This is a genomic window from Streptomyces sp. NPDC001816, assembly GCF_042892235.1.
Lineage (GTDB): Bacteria > Actinomycetota > Actinomycetes > Streptomycetales > Streptomycetaceae > Streptomyces.
Window position 1 is genome coordinate 43668 of sequence record NZ_JBIATY010000022.1, and the last position, 13354, is coordinate 57021.

The window sequence follows — 13354 nt, forward strand, 5'->3', positions numbered from 1 at the left end:
CTCCGCGCAAGGCTCCCTCACCCATGGAGAACGTCGTGCGTCTCACCCGAACCCTCGTGGCCGCGGCCGGCACCGCAGCCCTGCTGCTCACCGCCGCCTGCAGCTCCTCCGGCAACGGCTCCTCGGCCACCGGCCTCAATCCGCCCGACCTCAAGGCCCCGACGAAGCTCGGCAAGACCGAGGGCCAGGTCAACCTGATCGCCTGGGCGGGCTATGTCGAGGACGGTTCCAACGACCCCAAGGTGGACTGGGTCAGCGACTTCGAGAAGCAGACCGGCTGCCAGGTCAACTCCAAGGTCGCCGCCAGCTCGGACGAGATGGTCAAGCTGATGAAGACCGGGGAGTACGACGCCGTCTCCGCCTCCGGGGACGCCTCCCTGCGCCTGATCGCCTCCGGCGACGCGGCCCCCGTCAACACCGGCCTCGTCCCGAACTACAAGGATGTCTTCAGCGGTCTGAAGAACGGCTCCTGGAACTCGGTGAACGGGCAGATGTACGGCATCCCGCACGGCCGGGGCGCCAACCTGCTGATGTACAACACCGAGAAGGTCAGCCCGGCGCCCACCTCCTGGTCGGCGGTCTTCGACGACGCCCCGAAGTACAAGGGGCACGTCACCGCGTACGACTCGCCGATCTACATCGCCGACGCGGCCCTGTACCTCAAGGCAACCAAGCCCGAACTGAAGATCAAGAACCCGTACGCGCTCGACCAGAAGCAGTTCGACGCCGCCGTGGCCCTGCTGAAGCAGCAGAACGCGAACATCGGCGAGTACTGGAGCGACTACCTCAAGGAGATCTCCGCCTTCAAGAGCGGGGACTCGGTGGTCGGCACCACCTGGCAGGTCATCGCCAACCTGACCGCAGGTGAGGGTGCCAAGGTCAAGGCGTTCGTCCCGAAGGAGGGCTCGACCGGCTGGTCGGACACCTGGATGGTGTCCGCCAAGGCCAAGCACCCCAACTGCGCCTACAAGTGGCTCGACTGGATCGTCTCCCCCAAGGTCAACGCCCAGGTCGCCGAGTACTTCGGTGAGGCCCCGGCCAACTCCGGGGCCTGCGCCGAGACCAGCGACAAGAACTTCTGCACGACCTACCACGCCGCCGACGAGGGCTACTGGAAGAACATCGCCTTCTGGAACACGCCCATCGAGCAGTGCCTCGACGGCCGCACCGACGTCAAGTGCGTGCCGTACGCGAAGTGGGTACAGGCCTGGACCGAGATCAAGGGCTGAGCCGTGACGAGTGAAGTGACGCCCGCCGCCGGACGGGGAACCGTCCGGCGGCTCGCCGGAGCGCTGCACACCAGACCCCGGCTCCGCCTCGCCCTGCTGCTCACCGCGCCGCTGCTGTGGCTGACCGTCCTCTACCTGGGCTCGCTGACGGTCCTGTTCGTCTCCGCGTTCTGGACGACCGACTCCTTCACCTCCCAGGTGGTGAAGGTCTGGTCGACGGACAACTTCCACGCCCTGTTCACGACCCCGGTCTTCCGCCAGGTGATCCTGCGCAGCGTGGGCGTGGCGCTCGCGGTGACCGCGCTGTGCGTCGTGATCGCCTTTCCGGTCGCCTTCTACACCGCGCGGGTGGCCCGCCCCAAGTGGCGCCCGCTGCTCGTGGTGGCGATCCTCACCCCGCTGTGGGCGAGCTACCTGGTGAAGGTGTACGCCTGGCGGCTGATCCTCTCCGAGGGCGGCCTCGCCGACTGGATGCTGGGGCCCTTCGGCCTCAGCGGTCCGGGCTTCGGGCTGACCGCCACCGTGCTCACGCTGACGTACCTGTGGCTGCCGTACATGATCCTGCCGATCCACACGGCCCTCGAACAGCTTCCGAGTAATCTGCTCGACGCCTCGGCGGACCTCGGGGCGAAGGCCGGCCGCACCTTCCGTTCGGTGGTGCTGCCCATGGTGCTGCCGTCCGTGGCCGCCGGATCCGTCTTCACCTTCTCGCTCAGCCTCGGCGACTACATCACCGTGCAGATCGTCGGCGGCAAGACCCAACTCGTCGGCAACCTCGTGTACTCCAACATCGAACTCAACCTGCCCATGGCGGCCGCGCTCGGCACCGTCCCCGTGCTCGTGATCGTCCTGTACCTGCTGGCGATCCGCCGCACCGGCGCCCTGACCAGCCTGTAGGAGAAGAGCGCCATGCATCTCAGCCGCACCGCGCGCACCGCCCTGCGCACAGGCGCCGCACTCGGCTTCGCGGTGATCTACGTCCCGCTGCTGCTCGTCCTCGTCAACTCCCTGAACCCCGACCGCAGTGCGAGCTGGCCACCGCCCGGGTTCACGCTGCGCTGGTGGTCCGTGGCCCTCGACAACTCGGGTGCGCGCGAGGCGCTGTGGGTGTCCGTGAAGGCGGGCCTGGGCGCCACCGCGATCGCGCTGGTCCTCGGTACGCTCATCGCGTTCGCGGTGGCCCGGTACCGGTTCTTCGGCCGCGACACGGTGTCGTTCATCGTGGTCCTGCCGATCGCGCTGCCCGGCATCGTCACGGGCATCGCGCTCAACTCGGCCTTCGGCACCGTCCTCGCGCCGCTCGGTGTGGGCCTCGGGCTGTTCACCGTGATCGTCGGCCATGCCACCTTCTGCATCGTGGTGGTCTTCAACAACGTGGTGGCGCGACTGCGTCGTACGGCCTCCTCGTACGAGGAGGCGGCGATGGACCTGGGGGCGACCACCTTCCGCGCCTTCGCGGACGTCACCTTCCCGCTGGTCCGCTCCGCGCTGCTGGCCGGCGGCCTGCTCGCCTTCGCCCTGTCCTTCGACGAGATCGTCGTCACGACCTTCACGGCGGGACCCGGTATCGAGACCCTCCCCATCTGGATCTTCGACAACATGACCCGGCCCCAGCAGGCCCCCGTGGTGAACGTCGTGGCCGCCGTCCTCGTCCTGCTGTCGGTCGTCCCGATCTACGTCGCCCAGCGGCTGTCCTCGGACACGGCGACGTCGAGCCGGGTGTGAGCGCATGTCCAGGACACGCGTCACCGGTCGAACAGCTCCCACCACGAGTCGAACCACTCCCGGGTCTCCTCGAGCCGGTACTCCGGCTGGAGGAGGAGCGCATCTCCGCTCTCCTCGGCGGGCAGATGGAAATAGGACGTCAGCACGGTGCGGTCGTTGATCAGGTACAGCTCCATCGGCGCCTGCGAGGTGGACGTCCGCGCGTCGAACCGCACGGCACCGTGGTCCCGCCCGAGGGTGTTCTCCAGCAGGTGCCGCAGTGCCGCGATGTCACTGCCGTCGGTGGCCTCGTCGGCCGTGCCCTGAGCGCTGTCTTCGCCGACCCCCAGGAGCAGCACCCGCACACGGATCGACGTGGGTCGCGCTTCGCCCTCAATGACGCGCCGGGCCTGCGTCGTGAGCGCCGCGAGCAGGGGTGCGGCGCTGCCCGCGACCGCGTCGATGCTGACATCGGGCGCGGCGAAGGCGTCGAGGAGGGCGTCGTCCAGCCCTTGTCGAGCCGGTGCGCCGTCACGATACGGCCCGGAGGTCTCAGGAGCTGTGACGGATGGCTCTGCAGGGCCGATGCCGCGGGTGGGCGGCGCCTGCCGTGGCCGCGCGCGGACGGTCGTGCCACTGCCCTGACGGGACCACACCAGCCCCAGGTCCACGAGTTCCCGCAGGGCGCGCTGCACAGTGCCGCGCGCCACGCCGAAGCGGGCGGCGAGTTCCAGTTGGGTCGGAAGCCTGCCTCCCACGGGGAAGACACCGGACGCGATCTCGTCGCGCAGTGTTTCGGCCACCACACGGTACGCGGGCCGTCCCCCGGAGGCATCGTCCTGCTCGGGTCCCGCCGTCCGGGCGAACGGCAGTGCCTCCGGCTCGACGACGCAGGTGCCCGTACCCGAGGCCGTGCCACGGATCGCCGGGAAGTCACGTGTGGTGCGGGTCCGGCTCAGACAGGCGGACACCTCGTCGCGGACGAGTTCCTGCACGGCGGTGATCTCCTGGCGGAGCCGCCCGCCGATCAGGGCGTCCCTGACACCCGGGCGGAAACGCAACTCCGCCGATACGGGGTCGACCGGGTCACGGACCTCCCAAGGTTCCAGCAGGCCGCCCAGCGCCACCTCGGCGAGGTGCCCCTGGTCCGAGCCGGGGAGCATGACGCGTCGCACCAGGTTCATCACGGGCAGCGTGAGCGGCACCGCCGCCAGGTGGCCCGCCAGTTCCCTGGCGACCGGCGAGGCGCTCTCCTCGAACCGGCGCACGGCTCGCAGTGCCGCCCCCTCCTCGCCGGCGCCGACCGCTGCCCTGTCGTACGGACCGAGCAAGGGCTCGCCGGCGGCATCGTCGACCCGCCAGTCGGAGTCCAGCGGGAGACACTGCAGGAGGTACGGGCGTCCGCTGCCGGCCACCAGCGACGCGAGCACGGACACCGCCCGTGGTGAGAAGTCCACCACCGGCAGCGCGGCCTTCGGCACAGGCACTGACAGGGCGTGGCGCCCCCTGCGGTCGCGGGGTGGTGGGGCAAGGCTCCAGGAGAGGGTGGGGGCAGCGGGGCCGGCCGTGCGCACCAGACGGCGTTCCGGCCGGATCGCGCTGCGCCCCCACAGACGTTCGGGCAGCACGTCGAGCAGCGCCACCGCGCTGTGCGCGCACCAGCGGCCGATCACTCGGCGCAGCTGCGGCCGGTGCCACGCGTCCGACACGGCGTCACTGACCAGGAGGATCAGCCCGTGCCGTCGGCCGGCGGTGACCTCCTGGGGACTGCGGGGTGCGCCACTGGGTGTCGTGGACACGGTGATCCGGTCGGATGCCACCCCGCGCCGGGACGCGTGCAGGTACCACACGCGCAGGGTGCGGAACAGCCCGGTCTGCACGAGCAACGTGCGGAGTTCGCCGACCAGGTCGTGCCAGAGCAGCATCGAACGGTGGGTGTCCACCACGAGGGTCAGGTCCAGCCAAGCGTGTGCATGGCCCTGATCTGCGACAACCGGTAGACCGGGCGCCGGTCCTCGGGGTCCTCCAGGGGCATCGGCAGTCTGAGGTCACCTCCGAGACGTGGCTGGAGCAGGCGGATGCCGACCGACACGGGACGGACCTCCCCGAGACGCAACCGCTCGGCAGTGACCCGGAGTTGCGAGCTGAGCGACTCTCCGGTCGGCGTGAAGACGTCGATGGTCACGTGCAGGGAGGTGAAGGCGTCGGCCACGTACGGACCCAGCGCAGGTGGGCGTCGGGCCGCTCGGTCCCCGTTCCGTCCCGGACGGAGAACAACTCGCACCCCGCTGCCCTGACGCGCATCGACGTACCCCAGGTCCCTCAGTTCCCGCAGCGCACGCTGGACCGTGTCCCTGGACACCTCGAAGTCCTCGGCCAGCACGCGTTGGGGCGGAAGCAGACTGCCGGACGGGTAAGCGCCGTCGCCGATCCGGGCCAGTAGTCCCTGCACGACTCTCTCGTGCTGCGACGGGGGCGCGTGCTCATCCCCCGGCTCTCCTCGTCCAAGGAACCGACCTGCCCGTCTCGGTCTCGTACGGTACCGGTCATCGTACGGCCGCGAGAACGCTGCCGGTCACCCTGGCCCGCGGCCGAGACCGCGGCGGGCCGCGCGCTTCCGTAGGCTGAACAGTGCCCGAAACTCCTCCAGGAGGTGCACCCGCAGGCGGGAGACGGTCGTGATCGAACTGGCCGCGGCGTTCGCCGTCGTGGGAGCGGCTAGCAACGCCGTCGGCACGGCGTTCCAGCGCAAGGCCGCGTCCACCAGCCGTCGCGGCGGGGTACGGCTGCTGGCGGAGCTGCTGCGCCGGCCGGCCTGGCTGATCGGCATGGCCGGGGTGGTCGGCGCCGCGCTGTTCCAGAGCCTGGCCCTCGTCAACGGCCCGCTCGCGCTGGTCCAGCCGTTGTTCATCCTGGAGCTTCCCTTCGCCCTGCTCGTCGCCGGGCTGTTGATGCACCGCCGCCTGCCCCGCTCGGGGTGGTGGGGTGTCGGCGGCGTGGTGACGGGCCTGGCCGTCCTGCTGGCTGCGGCCGCCCCGCACGGTGCCACCTCCCAGGCGCCCCTCGGCCGGTGGATCCCGGCGCTCGGCCTCTGCCTCGGCGCCATGGCCGTCGCGGTTCTGCAGGCCGGCCGGGGGCGCCCGGCGGTGTCTCGTGCCGCGCTGCTGGCGGCCGCCTCGGCCACGGGCAACGCGCTGACCGCCGCGCTGCTGAAGTCGGCCTCGGGGACCTTCGCCGACGACGGCTTCCTGGCGTTCCTGCGGTCCTGGCAGACGTACGGCTTCGCGGTGACCGGCGCGGTCGCCGTCCTCCTGCTGGGGAACGCGCTGCAGGCCGGTCCGCTGGCGGCGGCGCAGCCCGCGCTGACCATCGGGGACGCGACGGTCAGCCTGGCCCTGGGTATCGCCCTGTTCGAGGAACGCATCCGCACGGGCTGGTGGCTGGTGCCCGAAATATGCGGTGCCGTACTGATCGTCACGGGAGTGGTGGTCCTGAGCCGAGCCGTCCAGCACCTTGCCGTCCGTTAAGTCCATGAAAGGGCAATCAGTCCTTCATGGTGCCGAATAAATACCCCACGCCCTTACCACTCGGCCGCACTGCCGTTGACTGTCGTTCAATCAATGACCTCTGCGGCGAACACCCAACGGTTACCGGTCGACTCCGCGTTGTGAAGTTTCCCCTATCTCAGTGATAGCATCCCCGCGTCTGCGACCTTGGTCCACTCGACTCAGGCGCTGTTTTGAGATCGGGCCGGTTCTCAACGACGGCGACCGAGTCGTACCGAGCGGTTGTGCCACGGATTCCCCCGATCCGTCCGCCGACGACTGCAGGCTACATATAGGAAAGGTTTCCATGAATCGAGACGCACTCGTGTGGTGCCTGGTTGCGGCGCTGACCATCGCCGTCGCCGCGGCCCTGGTGCTCAGTCGTCGCAACAAGGCCATAGCGGCGAAGAAGCAGCAGGCCGAGGCCGCGCTCACGCAGAGGCTGGGCGAGGCCGACGTGCAACTGGCCGCCTTAAGAGCAGAGTTGCAGCAGCACCAGGACGAGCACGACAAGACCATCCAAGAAGCCGAGGAGGCGGCCGAGGAGAGCACCAAGGCTGTCCTCAAGGGTTCCGCGCGCTTTCTGCAGAGCCTTGCCGCGGAACAGCTGGCGCTTCTTGAGGAAATCCAGCGCAAGTACGGCGGCCATTCCGTCCTGAGTGATTTGCTGGAAGTCAGTCACGCCAATGCACAGATGGCCCGGAAGTCACAGGGCATTGCGGTTATGTGTGGCGCTCCGCTGGGTCGCCGCAATAGGCCCGCGAGCGTTTATGACGTGGTGCGCAGCGCGCAGGGTCAGATTCGTAACTTCCGGCGCGTCGAAATCATGCAGCAGACCGGTTTTGCATTGAAGGCGTCCGCCGTTTCTCCGGTCGCACTCGCCGTCGCCGAACTTCTCGACAACGCTGCCAGTTTTTCTCAGCAGGGTTCGCCGATCGAGGTGACTTTCCAGCGGGTGCAGAAGAACCTGTGCATCGTCATCGACGACGCCGGTGTCGGTATGAACGACGAGGACCGGCAGAAGGCCTCCGCGCTGCTCTCCGGTGACTACCGGCCCCGTCTCTCGCATCTCGGCAACCAGCCGAAGTTCGGTTTCCCCGTCATCGGCCTGCTCGCGCAGCAGTACGGATTCCGGGTGGACGTGACCGGTGTGTCCCGCTACGGCGGCGTGCGCGCCGTCGTGCTGCTGCCGGAGGAGCTGTGGACCGAGGAGGAGGCGGCTCCGGCCGAGGACTCCCAGGTCAGCGGCATCCGTGGCGCCGTCGGCCGGCCGGAGCCGGTCAGCCGTACCGCGCACGGCCTGCCGCGCCGTGGCGCCCGCCAGGTGCCCATCGCCAGCGTTCCCGACCGGGACAGCTCGGAGCCGCCGGCCGCGGCGCCGGAGGACGCCGGCCGTGCCGCGGGCCGGAGCCTCGGAGCCTTCCAGCGCGGCACGCTCTCGGGCCGCAATCTCGCCTCGGCGCCGTCCGAAGGGTCCGATGACGCATGACCACAGACCTGTCGTGGATGCTCGAGGACATCGTGCACAACGTGCCGAAGGCGCGGCACGCCGTCCTGCTGTCCGCGGACGGCCTTCCCCGGGGCGCGACCGACGGCATGGCCCAGAAGGACGTGCGGACCATCTCCGCCGCCATGGCCGGCATGCAGTCGCTCAGCCGTGCGACCTCCCACTTCGCCGGGCCGGGGGAAGACAGGCAGTGGAACCAGACGATCATCGAGTTCTCGCACGGCTGGATCTTCCTGATCGGCGCCGGGCAGGGCGCCTACCTGGCGGCGGCCGCGGCGGCGGACGTCGACATGCAGCAGATCTCCTTCCGCATGCACCGGCTGGTCGCCCGGCTCGGCAACAACCTCACCTCGCCGCCCCGGGTCAACGCGGACGGCCTCGCCGGGCAGTCCGGCGCGGCCCGGGCGCAGCAGGAGGCGGGCGGCAAGGGGATCCCGATCGCGGACCTCGACGAGGTGGTCGCCGAGGTACAAGGCGCCCGCCACGCCGTCCTGTTGGGCTCCGACGGCCTGCCCCGCGGCGCCACCACGGGCATGAGCCAGGACCTGGCGGACACCATCTCCGCCGCCATGACGGGGATTCACGCCTACAGCCGGGCGACCTCGCAGTTCGCCGGTGTGGGCCAGGATGCGCAGTGGCGGCAGACGGTGATCGAGTTTCAGCATGGCTGGATCTTCCTGATCTCGGCCGGCCATGGGGCGTTCCTGGCCGCGGCCGCCGAACACGATGCCGATATCGAGGAGTTCACCACCCGGCTGCATCAGGTGGTGCCCCGGCTGAGCGCATATATGGCACCACGCGGGGAGGCGAGCCGTACGTGAATGACGGGCCGGATCAGGAACTTGAGCTGACCTCAGCATTAGTCCCGCTCTTCGTGATCACGAACGGGCGAGCCCTGCCCCCGGACAATGCCTACGAGCGCACCACCCTGGTGTCCGCGCTAGAGGGTGCCACTGCTTCGGCTCGCACGCTTTCTCCGGAGGCGAGGCAGGTTCTGGAGCTGGTGACGGAAGGTTTTCTCTCCGTCGCCGAAGTGGCCGCCCACACGCATCTGCCGCTGGGGATCGTGCGGATTCTCCTGGCGCAGATGGAGGAGAGCGGTCTCATCATCGCGCGGAAGCCCGTGCCCCGCGCCGAACGTGTCGACCGAGAAGTGCTCAACGCCGTACTCGACGGCCTCAAAGCCCGATTCGGAGCGTGATTCGTGTACCTGGATTCAGGTGTCCTCACCGCGGTGAAGATCCTCGTGGTGGGGCACTTCGGGGTCGGGAAGACCACGTGCATAGGCAGCATCTCCGAGATCGAGCCCCTGCGGACGGAAGAGGAGATCACCGAAGCCAGCGTGGGCTTTGACGATCTGTCAGGGACTCCGGACAAGACCACCACGACGGTCGCCATGGACTTCGGCCGCCTGACCATCAGCGAGGAGGTGGTGCTGTACCTCTTCGGCACGCCGGGTCAGGAGCGCTTCAAGGAGATGTGGGAGGAGCTGTCCAGGGGGGCGCTGGGCGCGCTCGTTCTCGTCGACCCGGAGCGGCTGTCGGAGTCCTTCCCGGTCCTGGACCTGGTCGAGCGGTTCGGCCTGACGTACGCCATCGGCGTCAACCACTTCGACGACACGACCAACTACCCGCTCGCGGAGATCCGCGAGGCACTGAACCTGTCCGACCAAACGCCCGTCGTCTCCTGCGACGTACGGGACCAGCAGTCGTCGGCGCAGGCCCTCATCACCCTCGTTCACCACCTACTGTCCCTTCTCGACTAGGAGCCTCCCCCACATGCAGCAGCGTCCCGGTATACAAGGGCCACCGCCCGGCTGCCCTGCGCACGGCAATGTCCCGCTCTACGGCCCGCAGTTCGGCTCCGATCCCGACTCCACCTACGCGTACCTGCGCAGCCTCGGACCGAGTGCGCCGGTCGACATCGCCCCGGGCGTGGAGGTCGAGCTGGTCACCAGTTACGACGCCGCCCTGTACATCCTGCAGAACCCTGCTTCGTTCGTCCGGGACTCGCGGCGCTGGCGGGCGCTGAACGAGGGGCGGGTGCCCGAGGACAGCCCGGCGCTGCCCATGATGGGGTACCGGCCCAACGCGCTGTTCAGCGACGGAGCGGCACACGCCCGCCTCCGCCAGGCGGTGACCGACAGTCTGGCCACCGTCAACGAGATCCAGCTGGTGCGGCAGACCCAGCAGTCCGCCGACTACCTGGTCAGCCGGTTCAGCTCCGACCGGCTCGGGCAGGCCGAGCTGATGGCCGAGTACGCGCAGCCGCTGCCGCTGCTGGTCTTCAGCGACCTGTTCGGGTGCCCGCCCGAGATCGGTGACCGGGTGATCGTCGGGATCAGCGGCATCTTCGACGGTACGGCCGGAGCGGACCAGGTGCTGGGCGAGGCGCTCGGCGAGCTGATCGCGCTCAGGCGGCGCAGGCCCGGCAACGACCTGACGACCCGTCTGATGCAGCACTCCGCCGAACTGACCGACGAGGAGGTGCTGCACCAGCTCGTGACGCTGCTCTCGGGCGGCACCGCGCCGCTGTCGGCGACGATCGGCACCAGCAGCGCGCTGATCCTCGGCGAGGACTGGCAGGCCGGCCTGCCGGTCGAGGACGCGGTCGGCCAGGCCCTGTGGAACTACGCGCCGATCGCCAACTACGCGGCCCACTACCCCACGCACGACGTGGAGTTGGGCGGCCGGATACTCCGCGCCAACGACCCGGTGGTGATCTCCTTCGCGGCCGCCAACACCGATCCCCGGCTGGCGGAGCACCGCGAGCAGCTCAGCGCCAAGGCCCATCTGTCCTTCGGGGCCGGGCCGCACGCCTGCCCCGCCAAGGACCCGGCGTTCGTGATCGCCGTCACCGCCGTCGAGTCCCTCCTCAACCGGCTGCCGGACATCGAAGTCCGGGTGCCGTTCAAGGACTTGAGCTGGGTGCCCGCTCCCTGGAGCCGGTCCCTGGTGGCGCTGCCGGTCCGGTTCACGCCGCGCACCGTGGCGCCGACGCCCGCTCAGGCACCGCAGCAGCCTGCCGCGACCACCGCGCACCACGGCCCGAGCCCCGTGCCGCAGCCTGCGGCGCAGGCCGCGTCCAAGCCCAAACCGGGCCTCTTCAGCCGGTTCCTGGCATGGACCAGGGGAGAGTGACGTAGGCAACTCTCCGCACGAATAGTCATCTTGTATGTATCGGCAAACGGGGGGGTATGCATGGCGGCTGATACCTGAGAGCAAGAAGGGATATCGTGGAGATTGCGATAACTCCGCCCGTCGACAGACGATTTGCCGTTTCGCTGTTCTCGCGCTTGAGGACGGCGAAGGGCCAGGCAAATCCCTTTCCGATCTACGGGGAGCTGCGGTCGAGGGGCGGAGTCGTCGCAGCCCCCTGGGGCGGACATCTCGTCACCGCCTTCGAGCTGTGCGACCAGGTGCTGCGCAGCCGTGACTGGCTGGAGCCCGACACACGCTGGCGGGAGCAGCAGGGAGACGGCACGCGCTGGACGGCTCCGTCCTCGCGCGACATGAGCCGGACACTGCCCGCGCTCAACCCTCCGGAGCACACCTGGGTGCGCCGGTCGGCGGGCATGTTCGACCGCACCACCCTGGAGCAGCTGCGCGGGACGGTGGGCCACAGCACGACCAGGCTCCTCGACTCGCTCGCCGAGCGGCTGCACGACGGCGAGGCGGACTTCAACGCCCTGGTCGGCGACGAGCTGCCCATCGCCACCATCGGGCACTGGCTCGGGCTGCCGACCGCCGACTTCCCCCGGCTGCGGGAGCTGACCCACGACCAGGTCTTCACCCAGGAACTGCTGCCGTCGGCCAGCCAGCTGGCGAAGTCGGACGCGGCCATGGCGGAGCTGCGGACCTACTTCATGGACCTGGTGCGCAGGCGCCGGGCCAGTCCCGGTGACGACCCCGTCTCGCGGTGGATCACGGTGTGGGACACCATGGAGAGCGACCAGGACAAGGCGGACGAGGCGGTCTACTTCCTTGCGTTGTTCGTGCTGCTGGCGGCGCTGGAGACGACGGCCACGCTGCTGTCGACGATGACGCTCCTGCTGCTGGAGCATCCCCGGCAGTGGGACTGGCTCACCGTGCACCCCGAACTCGTGCCCGCCGCCGTTGAAGAATCGTTGCGCTACGACCCGCCCACGCATGTCATCAGCCGCGTCTCCTCCCGGGACACCGTCCTCGGCGGCGTCGAGATCCGCAAGGACGAGATGGTCCACCTCATGGTGGGCGCGGCCAACCGGGACCCGGCCAAGCACGAGGATCCCGAACTGTTCAACCTGCACCGCAAACCGGCGCACCTCGCCTTCAGCGGTGGCATCCACTACTGCCTCGGGGCTCCCCTGGCCCGCATGGAGGCACAGACCCTGCTCCACCAGCTGGTCAGGCGCTTCCCCCGCCTCACCCTCGTACGCAGGCCGACCTGGGCACCGCGTGTGGCCTTTCGGCGCCTGCTGAACCTGGACGTCGCCCTCTCATGACCGACATGATCAACACCTCCCCCCACTTCCCCTACAAGGCGCTGCACGTCGAACACGACGGGCCGGTCCTCCGGGTCCGCCTCAACCCCTCGGCACAGGACGGCACGCTGACCGTCGCCGCCCTCGACGACCTCGCCACCCTCCTCCACAGCCTCCACGACCGGCCCGACATCCGGGTGCTGATCCTCTCTGCCTCCGGGGAGAACTTCTGTCTCGGCGCCGACCGGTTCGAGTACCAGGCGGCGCTGACCGAGGACCCGACCGGAGCCGCCATGCGCCGGATCGCGGACAAGGCCCACCGCGTGTGCGACGCGCTGGAGAACACGCACGCGGTCACCGTCGCCAGGCTCCACGGCAAGGTGGTGGGCGCCGGTCTCGCGCTCGCCTCCTTCTGCGACCTGCGCGCCGGAGCCGACAGCTGCCGGTTCCGCATGCCCGAGATCGGCCTCGGTCTGCCGCCCGCCTGGGGAGGCGCCATGGGCCGTCTGATCGTCGAGGGCGGAGCCGCCAGGATCCGCGAACTCATGCTCACCTGTGAGACCTTCGACGCGGCCACCGCGCACCGGCTCGGCCTCCTGCACAAGGTCGCCCCGCTCGACGAACTGGACGCGGCCGTGGGCGCCTGGGTACGCCCGCTCGTCCGGCGCTCGCCCGAAGCCCTCATCCTCACCAAGCGCATGTTCGCGGGCTACTCGCGGGCCAACCGCACGGCCGACGTCGCCCTGCTGGACGCGCATCTGCTCACCGCACAGCTCAACCAGGCCGGCCCCCAGCGCGTGGCCGAGCACTCCTAGGGAATCAGCGCCCGGTCAACGGCGACCGGGCGGCACCCTTGCCCAACTGCTTCTGCCTTGGCGGACCTTCGGGTGCGTGGTAGCTTCGCACG

General features: G+C 69.5%; 13 protein-coding genes. 11 read left to right on the top strand and 2 right to left on the bottom strand.

Annotation, left to right across the window (positions count from 1 at the left end):
• Nucleotides 1–35: 35 nt before the first annotated feature.
• From ACFYZZ_RS44240 to ACFYZZ_RS44250, 3 genes are read left to right on the top strand one after another with little or no spacing between them, the layout of a single operon-like run.
• The gene (locus tag ACFYZZ_RS44240; protein WP_389189479.1) at nt 36–1229 is read left to right on the top strand and encodes an ABC transporter substrate-binding protein; all 1194 of its coding nucleotides are present in this window, start codon (nt 36–38) and stop codon (nt 1227–1229) included.
• 3 nt (nt 1230–1232) lie between these two features.
• Nucleotides 1233–2126, top strand: a complete 894-nt coding sequence (locus tag ACFYZZ_RS44245; protein ID WP_389189482.1) for an ABC transporter permease — start codon at nt 1233–1235, stop codon at nt 2124–2126.
• Nucleotides 2127–2138: 12 nt separating this feature from the next.
• On the top strand, nt 2139–2954 hold the full coding sequence (locus ACFYZZ_RS44250) for an ABC transporter permease (RefSeq protein WP_389189485.1): 816 nt from the start codon (nt 2139–2141) through the stop codon (nt 2952–2954).
• Between the two features lie 20 nt (nt 2955–2974).
• On the opposite strand, the gene ACFYZZ_RS44255 is transcribed toward ACFYZZ_RS44250, so the two are convergent.
• On the bottom strand, nt 2975–4879 hold the full coding sequence (locus tag ACFYZZ_RS44255; protein WP_389189488.1) for an SAV_2336 N-terminal domain-related protein: 1905 nt from the start codon (nt 4877–4879) through the stop codon (nt 2975–2977).
• A gap of 5 nt (nt 4880–4884) precedes the next feature.
• On the bottom strand, nt 4885–5385 hold the full coding sequence (locus ACFYZZ_RS44260; RefSeq protein WP_389189491.1) for a GntR family transcriptional regulator: 501 nt from the start codon (nt 5383–5385) through the stop codon (nt 4885–4887).
• Nucleotides 5386–5611: 226 nt separating this feature from the next.
• Between ACFYZZ_RS44260 and ACFYZZ_RS44265 the strand changes: the two genes are divergently transcribed.
• The 8 genes from ACFYZZ_RS44265 to ACFYZZ_RS44300 all read left to right on the top strand — a co-directional run bounded on the left by ACFYZZ_RS44265 (nt 5612) and on the right by ACFYZZ_RS44300 (nt 13262).
• Complete coding sequence (locus ACFYZZ_RS44265; protein WP_389189494.1) at nt 5612–6460, top strand: DMT family transporter; 849 nt, start codon at nt 5612–5614, stop codon at nt 6458–6460.
• A 325-nt stretch (nt 6461–6785) separates the two neighbouring features.
• On the top strand, nt 6786–7967 hold the full coding sequence (locus ACFYZZ_RS44270; RefSeq protein ID WP_389189497.1) for an ATP-binding protein: 1182 nt from the start codon (nt 6786–6788) through the stop codon (nt 7965–7967).
• A complete protein-coding gene (locus ACFYZZ_RS44275) occupies nt 7964–8806 on the top strand; it encodes a roadblock/LC7 domain-containing protein (RefSeq protein ID WP_389189500.1) in 843 nt (280 codons plus the stop codon). The genes ACFYZZ_RS44270 and ACFYZZ_RS44275 overlap by 4 nt, the downstream gene beginning before the upstream one ends.
• Entirely contained in the window at nt 8803–9186 is a 384-nt protein-coding gene (locus tag ACFYZZ_RS44280; protein ID WP_389189503.1) for a DUF742 domain-containing protein, read from the top strand. The genes ACFYZZ_RS44275 and ACFYZZ_RS44280 overlap by 4 nt, the downstream gene beginning before the upstream one ends.
• Nucleotides 9187–9189: 3 nt before the next feature.
• A complete protein-coding gene (locus ACFYZZ_RS44285) occupies nt 9190–9750 on the top strand; it encodes an ATP/GTP-binding protein (protein WP_389189506.1) in 561 nt (186 codons plus the stop codon).
• A 13-nt stretch (nt 9751–9763) separates the two neighbouring features.
• Nucleotides 9764–11125 (top strand): cytochrome P450, encoded by a 1362-nt coding sequence (locus ACFYZZ_RS44290; protein WP_389189509.1) that lies wholly within the window; start codon nt 9764–9766, stop codon nt 11123–11125.
• A gap of 155 nt (nt 11126–11280) precedes the next feature.
• Complete coding sequence (locus ACFYZZ_RS44295) at nt 11281–12468, top strand: cytochrome P450 (protein ID WP_389189512.1); 1188 nt, start codon at nt 11281–11283, stop codon at nt 12466–12468.
• Nucleotides 12465–13262: an enoyl-CoA hydratase/isomerase family protein gene (locus tag ACFYZZ_RS44300; RefSeq protein ID WP_389189515.1), complete on the top strand. Its 798-nt coding sequence runs from the start codon at nt 12465–12467 to the stop codon at nt 13260–13262. Before ACFYZZ_RS44295 ends, ACFYZZ_RS44300 begins: the two co-directional genes overlap by 4 nt.
• Nucleotides 13263–13354 lie beyond the last annotated feature (92 nt).

Bases quoted from the DNA above. Each gene is read 5' to 3' on its own strand.
- ACFYZZ_RS44250 (WP_389189485.1), top strand. From the start codon at position 2,139: ATGCATCTCAGCCGCACCGCGCGCACCGCCCTGCGCACAGGCGCCGCA.
- ACFYZZ_RS44270 (WP_389189497.1), top strand. From the start codon at position 6,786: ATGAATCGAGACGCACTCGTGTGGTGCCTGGTTGCGGCGCTGACCATC.
- ACFYZZ_RS44275 (WP_389189500.1), top strand. From the start codon at position 7,964: ATGACCACAGACCTGTCGTGGATGCTCGAGGACATCGTGCACAACGTG.
- ACFYZZ_RS44290 (WP_389189509.1), top strand. From the start codon at position 9,764: ATGCAGCAGCGTCCCGGTATACAAGGGCCACCGCCCGGCTGCCCTGCG.
- ACFYZZ_RS44300 (WP_389189515.1), top strand. From the start codon at position 12,465: ATGACCGACATGATCAACACCTCCCCCCACTTCCCCTACAAGGCGCTG.